This is a genomic window from Glycomyces sp. L485 (genome assembly GCF_022548875.1).
In the GTDB taxonomy this organism is placed as follows: Bacteria; Actinomycetota; Actinomycetes; order Mycobacteriales; family Micromonosporaceae; genus Glycomyces.
Genome location: NZ_JAKZEW010000027.1, coordinates 35,141 through 56,564, shown reverse-complemented (window position 1 = coordinate 56,564; position 21,424 = coordinate 35,141). Strand labels below are relative to the sequence as shown.

Genomic DNA, 21,424 nt, shown 5'->3' with positions numbered 1-21,424 from the left:
CCGGCGTATGGCCGACTCGCCGCCCGTGTGTTCTTTATTACAATCTTACGCGGGGGTTGCTGTTACAGCAGTCCCTGCTCCTCGAAGTAGCGCTCGGCGCCCGGGTGCAGTTCGACGTCGACCCGGCCTTCCAGCGCGGTTTCGAGCTGGATCGAGGCGGCCACCGAGTGGTCGATCGTGCCCGCGTTCCCGTACATGGTGCTGACCAGCTCGTACACCTGGTCCTCGTTCAGGCTCGGCAGCGCGTAGAGCGTGGCCCAGCCGGTGACGGTCGTGGCGGGATCGTCGATGCCCGGGTAGGTCCCCCCGGGGATCTCCATGGTGGACAGCGTGGCGTCGGTTTCGGTGAGCGTCGCCGAGACGTCGTCGGGAATCGACACGAGCGAGAGGTCGGCGTTCTGGGCGGCCTCCTCCAGCGACGCGGCGGGCAGCGCGAGAATGCCGAAGGCCGCGTCGACCTGGCCGTCGCGCAGCTTCGCGGCGGCGTCGCCGAAGCCGTCGGCGAAGGTCTCGCCGGGCGTGACGCCGGCGGCGTCGAGGATCTGCTGCGTCAGGATCTGGGTGCCCGAGCCGTCCGGGCCGATCGCGACTCGCATGCCGTCGAGGTCGGCGATGGTCTCGATGCCGGAGTCGGCGCTCGCGACGATCTGCATGACCTCCGGGTAGATGTTGCCGAGCATCGCCAGCTCGACATCGCTGTCGGCGAACTCGCCTTCGCCGTTCACCGCCTGGGTGGCGGTGCCGTTGACGGACATCGCCAGGTTGATGTCGCCGGCCTGGAGCAGGCGGATGTTCTCCACGGAGGCGCCGGTGGAGATGGTCGAGACCCGAAGGTCGTCGATCTCGGAGCTCCACATCTGGGCGATGGCACCGCCGAGCGGATAGTAGGTGCCGCCGACAGACCCGGTGCCGAGCACCATGTCGGACCTCGGCTCGCCGGCGTCACCGCCGTCGTCGCCGTCGGTCCCGACGCCGCACGCGGTGGCCAGGAGCGCGGTGGCGGCGATCGGCGCGACGAAGCGGGCGATCCTCCTCAGCATCTCTTTCTCCATTCATTGAAATGTATGCACCGCATCGGAGCGGGCACGGGCCGTGCAACACAGCGGTTCGATGGCTTCACTGTGCGGGGATGAAAGCACTCTACGATGCCGCAACCACACAGACACACATACGCGCCGTCATGACGCCACATAGTAGCCGAACCGTTATGTTCTCAATGAGGGCGACTTTCGCGGGACATCGGTGAGTTGCGCAGCTGACGTTGTACAGCGGCGGAGGGCCGATTAGTGTCGATGCCATGACCGTGCCAGTGGAGACCCAGCAGATCACCGTCGAGCAGCGAGGACTGGTCGAGTACCAGGAGGCCTGGGACTATCAGAAGGAGCTCCAGCAGCGGCGCATCGACGACGAGATCGGCGACACCGTCCTGCTGCTCCAGCACCCGAGCGTCTACACCGCCGGGAGGCGCACCGAGACGTGGGCGCTGCCGCAGGACGGCACCCCCGTCGTCACGGTCGACCGGGGCGGCCAGATCACCTGGCACGGGCCCGGGCAGCTCGTCGGCTACCCGATCATGAAGCTCCGCAACAAGGTCGATGTCGTCGCCTACGTGCGGCGCATGGAGGACATGATCAGCGCCGTCTGCCATGAGTTCGGCGTGACCTCGGCGAGAGGACGGCTGCGGGACCGCACCGGCGTGTGGCTCCCGGCCGACGATCGCGGCCCCGAGCGCAAGATCTGCGCGATCGGCGTGCGCGTGCGGTGGGCGACGACCATGCACGGCTTCGCGCTCAACTGCGACCCTGACATGACCGCCTGGGACCGGATCGCGCCGTGCGCGATCACCGACGCCGACGTCACGAGCCTGTCGGCCGAGCTCGGCCGCGAGGTCACCGTCGAAGAGGTCACGCCGGTGGTCGAGAAGCACCTGGCGCTCTTGTTGGAGCCCTAACAACCGGGGATCGGAGCCGGCTGGTCGTCGGCCGGTTCCGGCTCGCCGCCGAGCAGCACCGCCAGGATGTTGTCCCACGAGTCCGACTCGGGGTAGAAGACCTCCGAATGCGAGTGGACGCCCTCCACGTCCTTGCCCGAGATGCCGCGCTCGACGAGGCTCACGCCGTAGTCGTCGACCGCTTCGGGGCTGTCGGGCAGGCTCCCGGTGGAGAGCTTGAGCGTCCCGGGGAAGTCGTCGGGGTCGGCGCCGTGCCCCAGCAGCGGCACGTACGGCATGCCCTGCACATACGAGATCGGGTCGCCCGGCGCGGTGATCGAATAGCGCGGCCGGCACGGCTCGCTCAAATCCTCCGGCCGGTACACGTCGTAGCCCATCCCGGCCGAGGCGATGTGCAGGACCCGGTCGGCGACGACGTCGTTCGTCTCGGCCAGGCCGATGACCGCCCCGCCGTACGAGTGCCCGGCGAGGGTGATCGGGACGCCCGAGCCGACCTGGGCTCGCAGGTCGAAGGTGAATGACGCGAGGTTCTCGGCGGCGACCTGCGACCAGGACGCCCACGACTCCTCGATCCAGCCCGACGGCCAGGACGCGCCCGCCCACACCACGACCGCGAGCTCGCCGTCGGCGGCGTCGACGAAGGTCTCGGCCCGGTTGTAGTAGAGGTTGAAGTTCGCGCTCGACAACTCGGCCGAACCGCCCGGAACCAGCACCGTCACCGCCTCGGCGGTCTCCAGGTCGCCGAGGACCTCGATCCACGAGCCGCCACCGGCGTTGTTGTACGGGTCGAGGGAGATGAACTCGCGGTCCGAACCGTCCAGCTCCGCCAGCTCGTCGCGCGGCGGGCGGTCGGAGACCTCGGTCCAGGGCCGGTCGGGCGAGGCGAACTCGGTGGAGGCCCGCGTGGCGGCCTCGATGACGAGCTTGTTCGCGGTGATGCGCGCCTCGAACGGCGCGCCCGGCAGATAGGCGACGACCGAGGGGTAGAGCACCGACAGCCAGGCCGTGTTCTCCTCCCCCACCTCGTCGAAGAAAGCGCCGACCTCGACCGGGTCGAGGTCGCCCGAGGCCTCGTCGAGGACCGCCAGCGCCGCGGACAGCTCACCGCCGTCGGGGTCGGGCACGGCTGCTACCAGCTCGGCCGCGAGTTCGGCGTCGCCGAGGGCGGCCGCGAGGGCCGCATCGAGGTCGGCGCCGACGGCCGGTGAGTCGGCTTGGAGGGCGAGGACCTGCTCGTCGACGTCATGGGCGACCGCGGGCACGGCCTCGACAGGCTCCGCCTCGGCCTCGCCGAGCTGCGTGACGCCGGCGAGGTACACCAGCGCGACCGACGAGACCGCGAGCAGGCCCGAGGTTCGCCACCACCGAAATCTCACGGGAATCAGCGTATCCGAGGCATGCGGGAGTCGCTAATTCGAGCATGGTCAGGCAGCGACCGCGGTGTAGCGGCTTCCGTTGGCGGTCAAGGTGAGCGGGAGCCCGAAGGCCTTGGAGAGCGTGGCGGAGGTGAGCGCTTCGCCGATGGGGCCCGCGGCGACCACGGCGCCGGCCGAGAGGATCAGGGCGTGCGTGAACCCCGGCGGGATCTCCTCGACGTGGTGCGTCACCAGGACCGTCGCCGGTGCCGCGGTGTCCTTTGCGAGCCCGGAGAGGGTCGCGACGAGCGCTTCGCGGGCGCCGAGGTCGAGTCCGGCGGCGGGCTCGTCGAGGAGGAGGAGTTCGGGGTCGGTCATGAGGGCGCGTGCGATCTGGACGCGCTTGCGCTCGCCTTCGGAGAGGGTGCCGAAGAGGCGATCTGCGAGGGCGGCGACGCCGAGCCAACGCAGCAGCGACATGGCGCGGTCGTCGTCGAGGTCGTCGTAGTCCTCGTGCCAGCGGCCGACGCGTCCCCAGGCGGCGGTGCGGACGACGTCGAGCGCGGTCTCGTCGTTCGGGATGGAATCCGCGATCTGGGTGGTCGTCAGGCCGATGAGGGGCCGCAGTTCGAACACGTCGATGCGGCCGAGGCGCTGGCCGAGGATGTCGACGGCGCCGGAGGTGGGATGGTTGCGGGCTGCCGCAATGTTGAGCAGCGTCGTCTTCCCCGCTCCGTTGGGGCCGAGGACCACCCAGCGCTGGTCGGCATCGACCTGCCAGTCGATGCCGTCGATGAGCTGGTTGTTGCCGCGTCGGACGGTGACGCCGGACAGGTCGAGGACGCGTTCAGACTGAGCCACGGGTCAATGAAACCACGCGGCCGATCGGTCGGCACGCGTGCGGGCGGGGCGGCCGGTGACGCGACACTATACCGGGTATATTATCGGAGTTCTCCTGGCCACCCGCTTGCTCCGTTCACGAAAGCGAGTCCATGCCCCCAGTCATAGAGATATCGGGTCTGCGCAAGACGTATCGACGTCTCATGCGCCAGCCGCACAACGCTTTGGACGGCCTCGACATGGAGGTCGCAGCAGGACAGGTCCACGGATTCCTGGGCCCCAACGGATCGGGCAAGACCACGACGCTCCGCGCGCTGCTGGGCCTCATCGCCACCGACGGCGGCGCCATGCGGATCTTCGGCGAAGAGGTCCCCAAGCGCCTGCCGCACGTCACCGCACGCGTCGGCGCCGTCGTGGAGTCGCCGCAGTTCTTCAAGCACTTCTCGGGGCGGCTCACCCTCCAGCTGCTGGCCGAGAGCGTCGGCGTCCCGCCCAAGCGGGTCGACGAGGTCCTCGAGCAGGTCGGACTGCGCGACCAGGCCAAGCAGTCGGTCAAGGGCTACTCGCTCGGCATGCGCCAACGCCTCGCCGTCGGGCAGGCGCTGCTCAAACAGCCCGAGCTGCTCATCCTCGACGAGCCGGCCAACGGCCTCGACCCGGCCGGGATTCACCACATGCGGTCCCTGCTCCAGTGGCTCGCACACGAGCAGGGCGTCACCGTGGTCGTCAGCTCGCACCTGCTGTCCGAGGTGCAGCTGCTGTGCGACTCGATGACGATCGTCTCCAGGGGACGGCGCATCGTCGACGGCAGGGTCGCCGACATCATCGCCGGCCACTCCGGCTCGCAGCTGAGCGTCCGCTTCGACGACGCCGGCCGGATCCGCGACGCCGTCGAGGCGCTCCAGGCCGCCGGAGGCGGCGTCACGGTCACCGCCGAGAAGGAGCGGCTGCTGGTCACAGGAGCGCACGAGGCCTCGTGGGTCACCAAGACCCTCGCCGACGCCGGGATCTACCTCTCCGAGCTCACCACCGAGACCAAGAACCTCGAATCGGTGTTCCTGGAGCTCACCGGGACCACTCCGCAGGCCGGGCAGCCCGTCCAAGTCGGACAGACCGCCGCTCCGGTCGCCGCCGCCGAAGCCGCCCTCGAGACCGCCACGGGAGGCGACCGACGATGAACCTGTTCAAAGCCGAACTTCACCGCATCGCGCGCCGCCGCCTGAGCCTGATCTTCGGCATCTGCGCCGTCGCCGGGCTGCTGGCGCTCACCGTCATCATGTGGTTCAACTCCAGCACCGGCCCGAGCGAGGCGGACCTGGCCTTCGCCCAGTCGCAGGCCGACGAGGTCAACGCCCGCTACGAGGCGTGCGCCGACGACGAGCAGTTCTTCGAGGGCCACCCGGAGTACGGCTGGGTCGCCGACGACGAGTGGTTCAAGGACATGCCGCACGAGCAGGCGTGCTCCGAGGTCTTCTGGGCCGACGCCCGGGCCGAGGACTTCATCTACGTCTACACATTCAAGTTCCACGAGGAAGGCGTCGTGCTGCTCATCGGCGTCGGGATCGTCACCGGGCTGCTGGCGATGCTGCTGGCCGCCTCGACGATCGGCGCCGAATGGTCCAGCGGCGGCATCGCGAACCTCCTGGTGTGGCATCCGAACCGGATGCGGGTGTGGAGCGCGAAGCTCGGCGCCGTCGTGACCGTCTGCGCTCTCGCGGTCGTCGCGATGCTCGCGCTCGCGTTCGGGCTGCTGTACCTGACCGCCGCCGTCCGCGGCGACACCGGGACGCTCGACGCGCCCTGGTGGGGGGACACCTCGGAGCGGCTCACCCGCACCGGCGTGCTCGCGCTGGGCATGACCGTGCTCGGTTCGGCGCTGGCGATGCTGGGCCGCCACACCGCGATCGCCGGCGGCGTCATCGTCGGCTACCTCACCGTCGGCGAGATGCTGGTGACCTTCGTGCGCCTCGGCATCGACATGAGGTTTCCGGAACTGCTGTCGGTCTACACGTGGATCGGCGCGTGGATCGAGGGCCGAGTGACGCTCGAACACTGGAACGGGCTCAGCGAGCTCCCCGAGACCATGGTGCTGACCGCGACCGACGCCGGACTGCTACTCGGCGGGATCGTCCTGCTGTTCACGGCGCTGGGCACCTGGTCGTTCGCCAAGCGCGATATCACTTAGCCGAACGGTCCGGCGCGGAAATCACCGGTCGAGCCGGCATTGTCCACAGTTCGCTCAGCGTCCGTTCAATCCAGCTCGGTCTCGACCAGGCTCCGGATCTGGCGCAGTGCGACGGACAGGACCGCGAGCTTCTCATCGCTCCGCTCGGCCTCGTCAACGGCGGCAAGAATGCGCCCGATCTCGACGGCGTTGCGCTCGGCCCACACCTCGACCGCCTCGCTCGGCAGCGCGCCCGGCTTGGCGTGCAGGGCCGTGGCGGTCAGCGCCGCGAGCGCACTGTACAGGTCGTACCGCAGCGCCGAACGCGCCAGGGTCTGCCAGCGGTTGCGCCTGGGCAGCGCCGATATCTGGTTGAGGATCTCGTCGGCGTGGAGCTGCGCGGCGATGCCGTAGTAGACCTGCGCGGTCTCGACCAGGTTGGCGCCCAGCATGCGCGAGCATTCGACGACGTCGACCAGCCCGAACCCGAAGATCGGCGAGGAGGCGTCGACGGCGAGCGCGGCGGGCACGCCCTGCTCGGCGAGCTGGGTGCAGAACTGCTCGAAGCCGACCGCCTCGGAGTCGGTGAGCAGCTCGGACAGCTTCGGCTGGAGCACGGCCAGGCCGGGCCGGAGCCGGTCGATCTCTCCGGCGACGTCGAGCGGGCCGCGGCGGTGCTGCACGAGCCAGCGCACGCCCCGGTCGAGCAGGCGGCGGATCACCAGCAGCGCCGAGATCTGCGCGGCATGCGGGACCTGGTTGTCGAGCGCCTCGATGCGCCGCCACAGGTCCGGCAGGCCGAATGCGTCGCGGATGATGACGTAGGCGCGGATGACGTCGACGACGTCGGCGCCGGTCTCGTCGGAGATGCGGAACAGGAACGTGGTGCCGCCGCGGTTGACGGCCTCGCCGACGACGGCGGTGGTGACGATCTCGCGGCGCAGCGGGTGCTCGGCCATGAGGTCGGCGTAGGCCTTGCGCAGCGGCTTCGGGAAGTAGTCGTGCAGGACTGGCATCGTCCACGGCTCGTCGGGCAGGTCGGAGTCGAGGACGGCGCGCTTTGCCCAGATCTTCACGTACGACAGCAGCACCGACAGTTCGGGGCTGGTGAGGCCCTGGCCCGCGGCGATGCGCTCCTTGAGCTGCTTGTCGCTGGGCAGGCCCTCGATCTCACGGTCGAGCCCGACGCGCTTCTCCAGATACTTCATGAGCCGGATATGGACCGGGAAGAGCCGCGGGGCCAGATGAGAGGCGTTGGCCAGAGCCATGTTCTGGCCGTAGTTGTCACCGAGGACCATGTCGGCGACGGTGTCGGCCATGTCCATGAACAGCTTGTCGCGCCGCTCGGGCTCGATCCGCGCGGCCAGCGCCGCCGAGCGCAGCAGGATCTTGATGTTGACCTCGTGGTCAGAGGTGTCGACGCCCGCGGAGTTGTCGATGAAGTCGGTGTTGAGGCGCCCGCCGTTCTGGGCGAACTCGATGCGGCCCAGCTGGGTGAGGCCGAGGTTGCCGCCTTCGCCGACGACTTTGCAGCGCAGGTCGGCGCCGTTCACGCGGACCACGTCGTTGGCCTTGTCTCCGGCGGCCGCGTGGGATTCGAGCCTGGCCTTGACATAGGTGCCGATGCCGCCGTTCCACAGCAGGTCGACCGGTGCTTCGAGTATGGCGCTCATGAGTTCGGGAGGCGTCATGTCCTCGACCTCTTCGCCGAGTCCGAGCGCGGCGCGGACCTCGGCGGAGACCGGGATGGACTTCGCCGAGCGGTCCCACACGCCGCCGCCGGGCGAGATGAGGGAGGCGTCGTAGTCGGTCCACGTCGAGCGCGGCAGTTCGAACAGGCGGCGGCGCTCGTCGAACGAGGTGGCGGCGTCCGGGTTCGGGTCGATGAAGATGTGCATGTGGTTGAACGCGGCAACGAGGCGGATGTGCTCGGACAGGAGCATGCCGTTGCCGAACACGTCGCCGGACATGTCGCCGATGCCGACGACAGTGAAGTCCTGCGTCTGCGTGTCGACGCCGATGGCCCTGAAGTGGCGCTTGACCGACTCCCAGGCGCCGCGCGCGGTGATGCCCATCTTCTTGTGGTCGTAGCCGACCGAGCCGCCGGAGGCGAAGGCGTCGCCGAGCCAGAAGCCGTATGAGGCGGCGACCTGGTTGGCTATGTCGGAGAACGTGGCGGTGCCCTTGTCGGCGGCGACGACGAGGTACGGGTCGTCGCCGTCGTGACGGACGACGCCCGGCGGCGGGACGACGGTGTTGTCCGCGTCGCGGTTGTCGGTTATGTCCAGCAGGGCCGAGATGAACTCGCGGTAGCGGGCGACGCCCTCGGCGTGGAGGGCGGTCCTGTCGGGGAAGGGACCGCGCTTGAGCACGAAGCCGCCCTTGGCGCCGACGGGAGTGATGACGGTGTTCTTGACCTCCTGGGCCTTGACCAGGCCGAGGATCTCGGTGCGGAAGTCCTCGCGGCGGTCGGACCAGCGCAGGCCGCCGCGGGCGACCTTCCCGTACCGCATGTGGACGCCCTCGAAGTCCGGGGAGTACACGAACACCTCGAACATGGGGCGAGGCTTGGGCAGGAAGTCGATCTGGCGGGCGTTGAACTTGAACGACACGTGCTTCTTCGGGCGCCCAGCGGGGCCGCGTTGGAAGTAGGAGGTGCGCAGCGTCGAGCGGATCAGGGTGAGGAAGGCCCGCAGGATCCGGTCGGCGTCCAGGCTCGGGACGGCGGTGAGCCCCGCGGCGAGCGCCTCGTCGATGCGTTGGACGGCGGTGTCCCGGTCGTCGCCTACGCGCGGGTCGAACCGGGCCTCGAACAGCCGCACCAGGTCGGCCGAGATCTCGGGGTAGGCGCCGAGCGTCGAGGCGATGAAGTCCTGGGAGAACACGAAACCGCACTGGCGCAGGTACTTCGCCATCGCGCGGAGGACGACGACCTGCCGCCAGGTGAGACCGGCGGCGATGACCAGCTCGTTGAACCGGTCGGACTCGGCCTCGCCGGACCACACGGCGCGGAAGGAGTTCTCAAAGCGCGCCCGCATCTGCGGAACCGACTCGGCGACCCGCCCGGGCAGGGTGATCCCGAAGTCGTGCAGGTTGATCATGCCGTCGGCGCGGGCGATGTGGTACGGCCGCTCCTCGGCGACCGTGACGCCGAGGTTCCGCAGCACCGGGAGCGCCTCGGAGAGCCCGATCGGGTCCTCGAAGGAGTAGATCTTGAAGTGGACGTCGGCGTCGTCGCCGCCGCGGCGGAACAGCTGGAGCTCCATGTCGCCGTACTCGTGGAGCATCTCCAGCTTCGCGATGTCCTTGGCCGCGTCGATCGGCGGGTGCTCGGCCTTGTACGCGGCCGGGTAGGCCTCGGAGTAGGTCCGGAACAGGCTACGGGCCTGTCCCTCCCCGACATGGTGGTCGAGCTGGAGCGCCAGGTCGGCGTCCCACGAGCGGGTCGCGTCGGCCAGCTCGGCCTGGATCGAGTCGACGTCGACCGGTTCTGCGTCGGCGTACGGGTCGATGCGGATGACGAAGTGCAGGCGCGCCAGGACCGACTCGGTGACACGTGTGTCGTAGTCGACGCCGATGCCGCCGAGGCGCCGGTTGAGGATCTCCTGGATCTTTATCCGGTTGGCGGTGTTGTACCGATCGCGCGGCAGGTACACCAGGCACGAGCAGAAGCGGCCGTAGACGTCGCGGCGCAGGAACAGTCGCAGGCGGCGCCGACCGGCGAGGCGCAGCACACCCATCGCGGTGCGGTACAGGTCGTCGGTGCGAGCCTGGAACAGCTCGTCCCTCGGGTAGGTCTCCAGGGCCGTCACGAGGTCCTTGCCGGAGTGCGACGCCAAGGTCACGCCGGAGCGCTCGATGACCTCCTCGACCTTGCGGCGCACCACCGGGATGCGCGTGACCGACGACAGGTAGGCCGCGGAGGTGAACAGGCCGAGGAAGCGCAGCTCGCCGTCGGGTTCGCCGCTCGCGTCGAAGGTCTTGACGCCGATATAGTCCATGAAGGACGTGCGATGGACCGTGGACCGGGCGTTGGACTTGGTGATGACCAGCAGCCTCTTGGTGGAAATCTGGGCGCGGGCGTCGGCGTTGAACGTCGACAGGAGCCTCGGCGCGACCGGCGCCTTGGCGAGCAGGCCGAGGCCGGTCTCCTCGATCGGCGTGAGCGCCCGGTCGGGGCCGGAGCCGGTGAGCCTGTACTGCCGGAATCCGAGGAACGTGAACCTGCCGTCGGCGAGCCAGCGCAGCAGCTCGATCGTGTCCTCGATGTCCTTCTGCGGGACCGGCAGCGGCTTGCCGTCGAGGTCGGCGGCGATGCCGAGCGCCTTGTCTCGCATCGCCTGCCAGTCGTTGACGCAGACGCTGACGTCGTCGAGGACCGCGAGGATCTCCGACTCCAGCATCTGGAGGAACTCCTTGTCCGCCACCCGCTGGAGCTCGACGTGCATCCAGCTCTCCGGCACGCCGTTCTCGGCGGGCGCGGCGACGAGCTCGCCGTCCTCGTCTCGCTCGACGGGGACGATCGGGTGGACGAAGACGCTGACGTCGATGCCGTGCTTATTGAAAAGGCCCGTCAAGGAGTCCACAAGGAACGGCGAGTCCTCGCAGACGATGTCGACGCGGGTGTTGGAGGCGGCGTCGGGCCCTTCGGGGTCGGAGGGGCAGTCGATCTCGAGGCGGACCTCTCCGGGCGCGCGGCGCAGCGCGAGGCTCCGGTGGCGGGCGGTGGTGTCGAACAACTGCTGGGCGCTGCGGCCGACCAGGTCGTCGTCGGCCACGAGGCTCCAGTACAGCCCGACCAGCCCGGCCAGTGGTTCGTCGGTTCCGGCGAGGCCGGCCGCTTCGGCGAAGAGCTCCTCCCTATCGGGCAGGGTCTCATGGAACTCTTCATCACCGATGAACGCCAACACGTCTAGTCTCCAGCTCAAATCGACTTCGCCCACGTCCTTGTGAACCAGCTCCAAAATAGGATCGCACGGCGATGCGCTCACAAGTGGCCCGGTGCGAAGTGCGGCGCACAACCCGTCGAGCGCCGCCCGCGGCCCGGATCGCACCCGATCGTACGGCCCCCGGTCGCCAACACGGTTACAGCGGAACGTGCGGCGCCTCTGTAGAGTGATCAAGTAAATCGTCCCCCAAACGTTGAGGTGACCCCCATGTTCGTGGTCGTCGTGCTCGTGCTCGTCGCCCTCGCGGCCCTGGCCTGGTGGCTGTGGCGCCGCAACGCCGCCCGGAACGTCGAGACCGCCGCTCCCCCGCCGCCGGTCGACCCCTTCGCCGACTCCGACTCGGACGTCCTGCGCGGCGACCCGCGGCGCGTCAAGGCCGGCGACCTCGTCGAGGCCTACGGCAAGACGCTCGCGGTGCGCGGGAGCCTTCGCCTGAGCGAGGGCGACTACGCCTGGGCCGAGCACTTCCTGGACACCGGCTCCGGCGTCAAGCGGTGGCTGTCGGTCGAGGCCGACCCCGACCTGGAGCTGGTCCTGTGGGAGGAGGTCACCGGCTCCGACCTCCAGCCGGGGCCGCGCGAGCTGAGCTTCGAGGGCGTCTCCTACCGCTCGGACGAGAAGGGCAAGGCGCGCTACACCAGCGAGGCGACCACGGGCCTCGCCCCGACCGGCACCGTCCGCTACCACGACTACGACGGCCCGGACGGTCAAAAGCTGTCGTTCGAGGCGTTCGGCGACGGCGCCAAGTGGGAGTTGGCGAAGGGCCTTACCCTGGACCGCAACCAGATCACCATCTATCACCAGAACGAATGATCACCTCCCTCGAAGTTCCCTACGTCGACGTCTCAGCCGGTTCGCTGACGTTCCGCCCCGACGCCCCGTCCATGCCCGTCCTCGACCAGCTCGACCGCGACGCCGGGCCCCTGCGCCTGTCGCTGCGACTGCTGGGCGCCAGCCACCAGGCCGTGGTCGCCACCCCCGACGGGCTCATCGCCGAGACCCTCGCCTATCGCGACGGCCTCGTCCCGGACCTGCCCGAACAGTTCAGCCAGCGCGTCGGGAACTGGCGCCACCGCTACACCTGCGGCGTCGAGCACGTGACCGTGCCGCAGTTGCGCGAACGCGTCCGCGGGTTCCGGGCCCGCGGCGAGGAGGACCTCCTCCTCGTCGGCGTGTTCGGCAGCGAGCCCGACGCGGTCACCGCCCTGGAGATCACCGGGACCGAGCCGCTGACATGGCGCACGGTCCACACCTATCCCCAGCACGGCGAGGTCGTGACGACCACCGGCACGGTCGTGACCGTAGGCTGAACGAGATCCCCACTCATAAGGACCCATCCATGCACACCCACGGTGAACAGCAGCCCAGCCGCACCAGCGGCCTGAACTGGAAGCACTGGCTGGCGATCGGCATCGTGGTCGTTCTGTGCTGCGGCAGCGCGATCTTCGCCAACCTGGATCGCAGCAACCCCACCGGCCACATCCAGGGCAACTACACCCGGGCCGCGCACCTCGACGAGGGACGCGGCAAGGCCTACACCTCGTCGCTGCCGCCGTCCACGGTCGCCGACGACATCGACGACGCCGACGACGCGCGGGACGAGCGCCGCGACGGCGACACGTACTTCCTGCAGTACAAGGACCACATCGTGTCCGTCGAGCCCTACCGGGGCGGCTCGAAGATCCTGCTGTTCGGCTACAGGGCCGGCTACCAGCACTACTCGTCCGTGTTCTTCCTGTGGGGATGGTCCTCGTCCCCGCCGTCGCCGTTCCGAGGCGGCGGCCCCGGCAGCGGAAAATAAGCCCGATTCCTATTGAAAGGCAGCCTCCATGTTCGAAGACTTCGGCAACGCCGTAGCCGGCGCCCTCGCCTACAGCGCCGTCGGCATCACGCTGATGGTGCTCGGCTTCTTCATAGTCGACTGGCTCACCCCGGGGAGGCTCGGCGAGCTGATCTGGTCGCAGCGCAACCGGAACGCGGCGCTCCTGCTGGCGTCCAACACGCTCGGAGTGGGCCTGATCGTCGTCGGCGCGATCTGGGCGTCGGAGGGCAATCTGCTCGAAGGCGTCGTGTCGACGCTCGTATTCGGCGTGATCGGCCTGGTCGCGATGGCGGTGGCCTTCATGGTGCTGGACGCGTTGACGCCCGGGAAGCTCGGTGACATCGTCGCCTCGGACGAACTGCAGCCCGCGGTCTGGGTGAACTCGGCGATGCACCTGGCGCTCGGTGGCGTCATCGCGATGGCCCTGTCTTGAGTCCCCCGGCCGTCCCCTCTGCGAAGCGGGCGCCGTCACGGCGGATCCGGCTGGCCCGAGCCGGACTGTTCGCGACGGTGTTCGTGGTGGCGGCCTGCGGGCTGGTCTACGAGCTGGCGCTCATCACCCTCGGCGCCTACCTGGTGGGGAACACGGCGACTCAAGCGTCGATCGTCCTGAGCGTCATGGTGTTCGCGATGGGGCTGGGGGCGTTGGCCGCCAAGCCCCTCCAGAAGCGGCCGGCACTGTCGTTCGCGGCGATCGAACTGGTGCTGGCCGCGCTGGGGGGCTTCAGCGTCCTGCTGCTCTACGCGGCGTTCGCGTGGACCGCGCTTTACAACGTGCCGCTGATCGCCGTCGCGTCCCTGATCGGCCTGCTGGTGGGCGCGGAGATCCCGCTGCTGATGGAGCTGCTGCAACGCATCCGGAAGCAGGCGGCGGGTGCCGCGGTGGCGGACCTCAACGCCGCCGACTACCTGGGCGGGCTCGTCGGTGGGCTGGCCTTCCCGTTCCTGCTCCTGCCGGTCTTCGGCCAGATTCGGGGGGCGCTGCTGGTCGGGGCGGTGAACGCGGTGGCGGGCGTGGTGCTGATCTTCCTGCTGTTCCGAGACGACCTGTCGAGGATGAGCAGGCAGCTCCTGGCCTTGGCCGCCGGGGCGATCGCGATCGTCCTGGCCGGAGCGTTCGTCTACACGGACCGCTTCGAGGTGGCGGCGCGCCAGCAGCTGTATTCCGCGCCGATCGTCTACAGCGAGGACACGCGGTACCAGCAGATAGTGATGACCGAGTCCGCATCGCCGTTCGGGGACACCGATTTCAGGTTGTACCTGGACGGAGACCTGCAATTCTCCTCAGTAGACGAATACCGGTACCACGAGGCCCTGGTCCACCCGGTGATGAACGGCCCCAGGGGCGATGTGCTGGTCCTGGGAGGGGGCGACGCGCTCGCTGTCCGGGAGATCCTGCGCTACCCAGACGTGGAGACGGTCACGCTGGTGGACCTGGACGAAACGGTGACGAACCTGGCCCGCGACTTCGACGAGCTGGTGGCCCTGAACGGAGGCGCCCTGGCGGACCCGCGGGTGGCGGTCGCGAACGAGGACGCCTTCACCTGGCTTCGCGAGCAGGGCTCGACGTACGACGCCATCGTCGTCGACATGCCCGACCCGGACGCGACGGAGACGGCGAAGCTGTACTCGGTGGAGTTCTACGCACTGGCGGGCGCGCACTTGAACCCGCAGGGCCGCATGGTGGTCCAGGGCGGCTCGCCGTACTTCGCCCCGAAGACCTACTGGACCATAGCCGCGACGCTGGAGGAGGCCGGTTACGCGGCGACCTCGTACCAGGCTTCGGTACCGTCGTTCGGGGACTGGGGGTTCCACGCGGTCCAGGCGTCGGGTGAGGCTCCTGTGGTCTCCCTAGACCCGGCGGTCGGTCCCCTCAGGTCGCTGACTCCGGAGCTGCTGGAGGCGGCGCAGGTGTTCCCGCCGGACCGGACCCGGATGGACATGGAGCCGTCGACCCTTATCCACCCGGTGATCGTGGACATCGTCGCGTCCGAGTGGCGCCATTACTGATCCGCGCGGATCCGGAACCGCCTGGCGGGGACCGGGTATGCTCGGCGACGCCGCCGATCCCCCCGGCGGTCACACCGAAGGAGTAGAAATGAATCCCGGAAACGCCCCTCAAGCCGCGATCGAGGTCCGGTACAAGTCCTCCACGAGCGTGCTGCTCATCGTCGCCGGATCGATATTCCTGGCGTTCGGCGTGCTCGCGCTCGTTCTCGGCACGTTCTCCCTCTGGCTCATCCTCGGCGCGATCCTCCTCGCGGGGGGGATCGTGTCCCGCTCGAAGCCGTTCCTCGTCTTCGACGCCGGACAGAGCACGATGTACATGTACGGCCTGCTCGGCAACCGGGTGCGGACATACGGCGCGGCGAAGGGTGAGCAACTCGTCTTCGACGGCACGAACATCATGCGTCTGACCGCCGCCGGCAAGCAGAAGAAGATCCGAATCGGCTCGGGCGCTCCCGAGGACGTCAAGCGGCTCCAGCAGACACTGTGGTCGATGCAGCAGCCGGGCTGACCCCAGCCTCTCCGCACACCACCGTTCAGGGCTGTTCTGACTTCATGAGCTTCTGCCCGCGCCTGGCCATCTCGTCTTTGAGCGAGTCCTGGACGTACGCCATCGCCTCGCGGTACGACGGCTCGGTCCATCGCCGGATGGCCTCCTCCTCGTCCACCTGCTCGACCTGCTCCTGGAGCCACCAGACATTGCCCCACCGGTCCGCGACCCGGCCGACCTTGTCGCCCCAGGCCAGCAGCGTCGGCTCGGTGACCGGCTCGCAGCCGGCCTCCAGCATCCGGTCGTAGGTCGCCTGGCCGTCCTCCACGTACAGCCGGAGGTAGGCGGGCGTGTTCGGCCATCCCTCAGACGAGTCGAAGACCATCACCACCGCGTCGCCGATCCTCATCTCGGCATGGCCGATCGTCCCGTCTTCATTGGAGACCCTGCCCGTCTCCACGCCGCCGAGAACGGTCTTGACGAAGTCGAGGAAGTCGGCCGCGCCCCTGACGATGATCCAAGGGGTCACCGTCGTGTAGCCGTCCGGGATGATCGGGAGTCGTTCTTCCATGGGTCGGTTCCCGTCCTCGATGCGGTCTGGGGCGTCAACGATACGGATACCCTCCGACGATTCGGGCGAAACGCGGGCTGTTGGCGCCTCGATGAGGCGTCGTCTACCTCCCCAGCCAGATCTTGAACCGGTAGCGGATGTCCTGGCCGTTCGTCGAGATGATCTCGAAGCCCGAGCGGTTCAGGACCGCCTGCGAATCGGTGTTGACGATCGTGGTCTCGGCCTCGACCCGCGCGACGCCGGGCTGTCCCATCGCCCAGCCGACGATCGTCAGCACCGCGTCGGTCGCGAGCCCCGCCCCCCGCGCCTCCGGCACGAGCTCGTAACCGATCTCGACCATCCCGTTCTCGTCGGGCGCCGCGTGGAAGCCGACGTCGCCGACCACCAGGCCGTCCTCGCTCCGCACGATCTGGTACATCCCGAAGCCCGGCTTCCACAGGCCGTCGTCGACGGCGTTCAGCAGCATCCCCGCCGCGATCTTCGTGCCGTCGAACGGATACTCCGCAGACCAATGGATTTCGCGCGCGCCCGCGATCAGACTCTTCGCCCGATCGGTGCCGAGCTCGACCAGCTCCACCCGCTCGCCTTCGATTCGGTTCAACTCTGCCGCCTTTCGCCGCTGGCCCGTGCCCGAACTTACGCCGCACCGCCGACCCGGTCGCATCGGGTGTTGGCTTCGCGTTTGCACTACGGAGCCTTAAGATTATGGGCATGGCCGCTGGAGCGAACCGGTCCCCTGGCTGGCTCGATGCGAATCGGGCCCTGTGGGACGAGCGCGTCCCCGTGCACGCCGCGAGTGCCTCCTACGACCTCGAGGGGTTCATCGAGGGCGGGGACGTCCTCATGGACTTCGAGCCCGGCGAGGTCGGCGACGTCGCAGGAAGGCGCCTGCTCCAGCTCCAGTGCCACATGGGCCAGGAGGCGCTCACGTGGGCGCGGCTCGGGGCCTCGCGGGTCGTGGGCCTGGACTTCTCCGAGCCGGCCGTGAAGGTCGCCAGAAGACTGGCCGACGACCTGGGCTACGCCACCGACCGGGCCGAGTTCGTCGTCTCGGACGTCTACGGGGCCGTCGGCGCGGTGCCGGACCCGAACTACGACATCGTCTACGTGAGCGCCGGAACGATCAACTGGCTGCCGGACATCCGGCACTGGGCGCGAGTCGTCTCCTCGCTGATCGCGCCCGGCGGCTTCGTCTACCTCTGCGAGTTCCACCCGATCACCCACACGCTCGACGACGCGACCGGTTCACGGTTCGTGCGCGACTACGCGAGCGGCCTGCCGGTGGTGCGCGAGGCTCCGGGGACGTATGCCGACAGGTCGGCGCCGACGGTGTACAACGTCGCCACCGAGTGGATCCACAGCCTGGGCGACGTCGTCTCGGCGCTCATCGAGGCCGGGCTGCGCATCGAGTTCCTGCACGAGCACGACAAGACGATGTTCTTGCAGTTCAAGAGCTTCGTGCAGGGCGAGGACGGCTGCTTCCGGCCGCCGCCGGCCCAGCCCCGAGTGCCGCTGCTGTACTCGCTCAAGGCCTCACGCGCCTGACTGGTACGCGGTGGAGCCGTTCGAGCAGGCCCACAGGCTGAACCGGGGGCGTCACGAGGCTCCGTCGCCGCGGGCGACCGCTATCAGGCTGATGTCGTCGGTCATGCGGTGGGCGAATCCCTTCAGGTCGTGCCACACGAAGTCGACCATGCGCTCGGGGGACGTCGGCGAGGCCAGGCCCGCGAGGCGGTCGGCGAGCGGGTAGAAGTTCCCGTCGATGTCACGGGCGTCGATGACGCCGTCCGAGTACGCCAGGAGCGTGTCACCGGGCCGCAGGCCGATACGGGTGACGCGCGGTTTCTCCGCAGTCTCGAGTCGCACCCCGAGGAGCGGGGAGGGCCTGAGGCCGATCTCTTCCACCCGCGCTGATCGCACCAGCAGCGGCGGCGGGTGGCCGTACGAGAGCAGGCACGCCTCGCTGGCGCCCTCGTTGAATTCGACGAGCAGGATGGAGGCGAACAGCTCGGGGATGCGCCCCTGTTCGGCGTCGATGATGAGGCGCCGTTCGAGCCTGGCGGCCACTCGTTCGAGGTCGGGCTCGTCGAGTATGGCCTCGTGGAAGGCCGTGAGCAGCGTGGCGGCGGTGCCCACGGCTGACAGGCCGTGGCCCTGGACGTCTCCGAGGATGAGGCGCGGCCCGAAGGGGCTGGCACGGAGGTCGAACAGGTCGCCGCCGACCAAGGCGCCGCGTTGGGCCGAGCGGTAGAAGCCCGCGCATTCGAGTTCGTCGACGCAGCCGGGCAGCTCCGGCAGGATCGCGTGCTGGACGGCCTCGGCTACGCCCTCGACTGTCACCAAGCGGGTCTGGATCCGCTGCCGCAGCCAGGCGACGCAGGCGCTCGTGGCCCAGACGAAACCGATCGCCGCAATATCGCGCCCGCTGAAGACGTCGGCCTCGAGCAGGTTGGCGGCCAGCAGCCCGGTGAAGGTCACTCCGATGGCGAGGATCGCGACCGGACCCAGCACGAACGCCGCCAGCATCGGCACGATCGCCGTCACGAGCCCGACCCTGATCGGTTCGGGGAGGTTGAGCTGGTAGGCCAGGAGGGCGGCGAACAGCACGATCGGCAGGATTTGAAGCCAGAGCGGGGGACGGGTGCCCGAGCTCAGCGGCTTCTCTCTGAGAACGCGCGGGCTCATGCACCGATTCTATGGCGATTCAGGCTCGCGACCTGGAGAATCACTCGTCCGATTCAACGGCGGCGCCGCGATCGCGGGACCGGATCACTGGAGGGCCTCGACGAGGGTGTCGGCGAGGGCCCTGGCGTATTCGCCGTCGGGGTCGTAATCGGGGTCGAAGACCGTCAACTCCATCCCCGCGCAACGTTCGTCGGAGGCGCAGGTGGCGATGATCTGGCCCAGCTCCCCCAGGGAGATGCCTCCCGCCGCCGGCCCGTCCACCGCCGGCATCACCGACGGGTCGAGCACGTCGGCGTCGACGTGAAGCCAGAAGGTCGTGACGTCGCCGACGGCGTCCAGCGACCATTCGGCCGAGCGGCCGACGCCGCCGGCGCGCAGCTCGGGGACGGTCCGCATCGAGACGCCGGTCGCGTCGAGCTCGACGCGGTGGGAGTCGTCGGCGCGCAGGCCGAGCACCACCAGGTGGTCGGTGTCGACGTACGGGCGCAGGCCGCCGATGTCGGTCAGGTCCGGCTGTCCCCTGCCCGTGGCCAGCGCGAGCTCCTCGGCCGCGGCTGCGCCTACGTACTGGGAGTTGCCGGGGTGGCGGAAGTCGGAGTGGGCGTCGACGAATATGAGGCCCCGGCTCTTGCCGTCGCGTTCCGTTCGGCGTCGGGCGGCCAGCACGGGGCCGAGAAGGATCGAGCAGTCGCCGCCGAGCACCAGGGGGAAGCGGCGCTCGCGCCAGAGCCGTTCGACGCGGTCGGCGAGCTGCCGGGTGTATTCGGCGATGGCCTTGGCCTGGCCGACCCCGTCGCCGGGCCGCCAGCCCGAGGCGTCGAACCTGGGCGGGGTGAGGCATCCCGCATCGACGGCGTTGAGCCGCTGGATGATCCGGTGGTCGCGCAACGCCCCCGGAGCTTTGGCGCATCCGGGGACGGTGTGCTGGGTCGGCGGCCGGAGCCCGAGGTTGGACGGCGCGTCGAGTACGGCGACGCGCTTGGATCTGGTCACCACCGACGCTCACCTCCCGGCCACGGCGCGACTCGCGGGCCGTGAATCGGTACGGCCGCCAAGCTAGCTAATCACAGCCGACGCCGCCGCACCAGAAGTGGCGTTCGCAATGTCACACGGGTTGGAAGGTCTCCTCCTAGAACAGGACCGAGCTGAGCTTGCGTCGAGCCTTGGTGACGTTCGGGTCGTCGGGCCCGGCGATGCTGAACAGCTCGACGAGGCGCTTGCGGACGCGTTCGCGGTCGTCGCCGGCGAGCTTCGCGACCTGCTTGATGAGCCGGTCGTAGGCCTCGTCGGCCTGGCCGGAGAGCATCTGGAGGTCGGCTGCGGCGAGCGCGGCGTCGATATCGTCCGGGTCGGCGTCGGCGATGCCGACGGCGTCCTGCGGGAGCGCGCCTGCGCGGCGCAGCATCCGCACCTGCGCGAGCCCGGATTCGGCTTCGAGCGATCCGGGGTTGTTCTTCAGGTACTTGTCGAACGCGATCTCTGCGGCGTCGAGGTTGCCTTCGACCATGTGGTCTTCGGCGGCGGCCAGCTCGGGGTCGATCTGCTGCGGGACGTCGACGCCCGCGGCCTGGGCGAGCTTCGCTATCCACTGGCGCAGGCCCTGCTCGGTCTGCGGTCCCTGGACGAGGTCGACGGGCCGGCCTCCGGCGACGGCGACGACGGCCGGCAGCGACTGGAGCTGGAGTGCCGCGGCGAGCTGCTGGTTGTACTGGACGTCGGCCTTGGCGAGGGTCCAGGAGCCGCCGTCGGCGTGGGCGAGTCGCTGGAGCAGGTCGCGGGTCTGGACGCTCTCGGGAGCCTGGTCGGCCCAGAAGACGACGACGACGAGCGTGTTCAGCGAACGTTCGAGCACTTCGGTCTGGACGGTGGCGTCGGTGACGTCGAGCGCGACGACCCCGGGTGCGCCCGCGCCTGCGGGCGCGGCGGGCGGCGTCTGCCCACCCGCCTGCTGGGCCGCGGCGTTCTGCTGTTGCTGCTGCTGGGCGGCGAGGGCGCTCAGGTCAACGGCGCTGCCGGAGAATCGTGACGGTACGTTGTCGCTCATGCTCGTAATAATCCCATTCCGATTGGTGACCCGCGTTCGGGGATGACGCAGTGTGGGCGGGGTCCGGCGGCGGCTCAGCCGCGCCCGGCGGCCTCGTCCCGGCCTTTGACGGCGAGCCGGTCGGCCCGTTCGTTGCCGATGTCGCCCGAGTGGCCGCGGACCCAGCGCCATTCGACGTCGTGGCGGGAGGCGGCCTCGTCGAGCCGCTTCCACAGGTCGGCGTTCTTGACCGGCTGTTTCTGGGAGTTGATCCAGCCGTTGCGTTTCCAGTTGGCCATCCAGGTCATGATGCCGTTGCGGACGTACGAGGAATCGGTGTACAGCAGGATCTTCATGGGGCGCTTGAGGGTCTCCAGGGCCTGGATGGCGGCCATGAGCTCCATGCGGTTGTTGGTGGTGTCCTTGTCGGAGCCGTAGAGCTCCTTCTCGTGCTCGCCCCACTTGAAGTAGACGCCCCAGCCTCCCGGGCCCGGGTTGCCTGAGCAGGCGCCGTCGGTGTAGATGACGGCGGTGTCCTCGTGATCGTCCGATTTCGGCATGATGGCA

At 69.1% G+C, this 21,424-nt stretch carries 20 protein-coding genes; 10 read left to right on the top strand and 10 right to left on the bottom strand.

The genetic code is table 11. The annotated features are described in order from the left end of the window. Positions 1-62: 62 nt before the first annotated feature. Positions 63-1,052: a TAXI family TRAP transporter solute-binding subunit gene (locus tag L0U85_RS13965; RefSeq protein WP_241378373.1), complete on the bottom strand. Its 990-nt coding sequence runs from the start codon at positions 1,050-1,052 to the stop codon at positions 63-65. Positions 1,053-1,297: 245 nt separating this feature from the next. Between L0U85_RS13965 and lipB the strand changes: the two genes are divergently transcribed. Then, the gene (gene lipB / locus L0U85_RS13960) at positions 1,298-1,951 is read left to right on the top strand and encodes a lipoyl(octanoyl) transferase LipB (RefSeq protein WP_241378372.1); all 654 of its coding nucleotides are present in this window, start codon (positions 1,298-1,300) and stop codon (positions 1,949-1,951) included. On the opposite strand, the gene L0U85_RS21360 is transcribed toward lipB, so the two are convergent. After that, the gene (locus L0U85_RS21360) at positions 1,948-3,327 is read right to left on the bottom strand and encodes an alpha/beta hydrolase (protein WP_241378371.1); all 1,380 of its coding nucleotides are present in this window, start codon (positions 3,325-3,327) and stop codon (positions 1,948-1,950) included. The genes lipB and L0U85_RS21360 overlap by 4 nt on opposite strands. A gap of 48 nt (positions 3,328-3,375) precedes the next feature. Beyond that, the gene (locus L0U85_RS13950) at positions 3,376-4,167 is read right to left on the bottom strand and encodes an ABC transporter ATP-binding protein (protein WP_241378370.1); all 792 of its coding nucleotides are present in this window, start codon (positions 4,165-4,167) and stop codon (positions 3,376-3,378) included. 131 nt (positions 4,168-4,298) lie between these two features. Here L0U85_RS13950 and L0U85_RS13945 point away from each other — a divergent pair, with 131 nt between their 5' ends. Together L0U85_RS13945 and L0U85_RS13940 are read left to right on the top strand one after the other, a co-directional pair. Next, a complete protein-coding gene (locus L0U85_RS13945; protein ID WP_241378369.1) occupies positions 4,299-5,324 on the top strand; it encodes an ABC transporter ATP-binding protein in 1,026 nt (341 codons plus the stop codon). Then, positions 5,321-6,331 (top strand): ABC transporter permease subunit, encoded by a 1,011-nt coding sequence (locus tag L0U85_RS13940; protein WP_241378368.1) that lies wholly within the window; start codon positions 5,321-5,323, stop codon positions 6,329-6,331. The genes L0U85_RS13945 and L0U85_RS13940 overlap by 4 nt, the downstream gene beginning before the upstream one ends. A gap of 65 nt (positions 6,332-6,396) precedes the next feature. Here the strand turns inward: L0U85_RS13940 and L0U85_RS13935 are convergent, their stop codons facing one another. After that, the gene (locus tag L0U85_RS13935; RefSeq protein WP_241378367.1) at positions 6,397-11,220 is read right to left on the bottom strand and encodes an NAD-glutamate dehydrogenase; all 4,824 of its coding nucleotides are present in this window, start codon (positions 11,218-11,220) and stop codon (positions 6,397-6,399) included. Positions 11,221-11,466: 246 nt separating this feature from the next. On the opposite strand from L0U85_RS13935, the gene L0U85_RS13930 reads away from it, so the two are divergent. The 6 genes from L0U85_RS13930 to L0U85_RS13905 all read left to right on the top strand — a co-directional run bounded on the left by L0U85_RS13930 (position 11,467) and on the right by L0U85_RS13905 (position 15,599). Beyond that, positions 11,467-12,072: a DUF4178 domain-containing protein gene (locus L0U85_RS13930; protein WP_241378366.1), complete on the top strand. Its 606-nt coding sequence runs from the start codon at positions 11,467-11,469 to the stop codon at positions 12,070-12,072. Continuing rightward, positions 12,069-12,569 carry a DUF2617 family protein gene (locus L0U85_RS13925; protein ID WP_241378365.1) on the top strand — a complete coding sequence of 167 codons (501 nt, stop codon included), beginning with the start codon at positions 12,069-12,071 and terminating at the stop codon, positions 12,567-12,569. Before L0U85_RS13930 ends, L0U85_RS13925 begins: the two co-directional genes overlap by 4 nt. 29 nt (positions 12,570-12,598) lie before the next feature. Continuing rightward, entirely contained in the window at positions 12,599-13,060 is a 462-nt protein-coding gene (locus L0U85_RS13920; protein WP_241378364.1) for a DUF4247 domain-containing protein, read from the top strand. A 28-nt stretch (positions 13,061-13,088) separates the two neighbouring features. Next, positions 13,089-13,514: a DUF350 domain-containing protein gene (locus L0U85_RS13915; RefSeq protein WP_241378363.1), complete on the top strand. Its 426-nt coding sequence runs from the start codon at positions 13,089-13,091 to the stop codon at positions 13,512-13,514. Further along, positions 13,511-15,091: a polyamine aminopropyltransferase gene (locus L0U85_RS13910; RefSeq protein ID WP_241378362.1), complete on the top strand. Its 1,581-nt coding sequence runs from the start codon at positions 13,511-13,513 to the stop codon at positions 15,089-15,091. The genes L0U85_RS13915 and L0U85_RS13910 overlap by 4 nt, the downstream gene beginning before the upstream one ends. An 88-nt stretch (positions 15,092-15,179) precedes the next feature. Further along, positions 15,180-15,599: a hypothetical protein gene (locus L0U85_RS13905; protein WP_241378361.1), complete on the top strand. Its 420-nt coding sequence runs from the start codon at positions 15,180-15,182 to the stop codon at positions 15,597-15,599. Between the two features lie 25 nt (positions 15,600-15,624). On the opposite strand, the gene L0U85_RS13900 is transcribed toward L0U85_RS13905, so the two are convergent. Next, positions 15,625-16,149 (bottom strand): VOC family protein, encoded by a 525-nt coding sequence (locus tag L0U85_RS13900; RefSeq protein WP_241378360.1) that lies wholly within the window; start codon positions 16,147-16,149, stop codon positions 15,625-15,627. A 103-nt stretch (positions 16,150-16,252) separates the two neighbouring features. After that, entirely contained in the window at positions 16,253-16,750 is a 498-nt protein-coding gene (locus L0U85_RS13895) for a GNAT family N-acetyltransferase (RefSeq protein WP_241378359.1), read from the bottom strand. Positions 16,751-16,860: 110 nt separating this feature from the next. Here L0U85_RS13895 and L0U85_RS13890 point away from each other — a divergent pair, with 110 nt between their 5' ends. Next, positions 16,861-17,694 (top strand): class I SAM-dependent methyltransferase, encoded by an 834-nt coding sequence (locus tag L0U85_RS13890; protein ID WP_241378358.1) that lies wholly within the window; start codon positions 16,861-16,863, stop codon positions 17,692-17,694. Positions 17,695-17,745: 51 nt separating this feature from the next. Here L0U85_RS13890 and L0U85_RS13885 read toward each other — a convergent pair whose 3' ends face one another. From L0U85_RS13885 to rnhA, 4 genes are all read right to left on the bottom strand, one after another. After that, positions 17,746-18,834, bottom strand: coding sequence for a PP2C family protein-serine/threonine phosphatase (locus L0U85_RS13885; RefSeq protein WP_241378357.1), 1,089 nt, complete (start codon positions 18,832-18,834; stop codon positions 17,746-17,748). Between the two features lie 84 nt (positions 18,835-18,918). Next, the gene (locus L0U85_RS13880) at positions 18,919-19,827 is read right to left on the bottom strand and encodes an arginase family protein (RefSeq protein ID WP_241378356.1); all 909 of its coding nucleotides are present in this window, start codon (positions 19,825-19,827) and stop codon (positions 18,919-18,921) included. Between the two features lie 136 nt (positions 19,828-19,963). Then, positions 19,964-20,878, bottom strand: coding sequence for a tetratricopeptide repeat protein (locus L0U85_RS13875; RefSeq protein ID WP_241378355.1), 915 nt, complete (start codon positions 20,876-20,878; stop codon positions 19,964-19,966). 74 nt (positions 20,879-20,952) lie between these two features. Next, entirely contained in the window at positions 20,953-21,417 is a 465-nt protein-coding gene (rnhA, locus tag L0U85_RS13870; RefSeq protein ID WP_241378354.1) for a ribonuclease HI, read from the bottom strand. Positions 21,418-21,424: the final 7 nt, after the last annotated feature.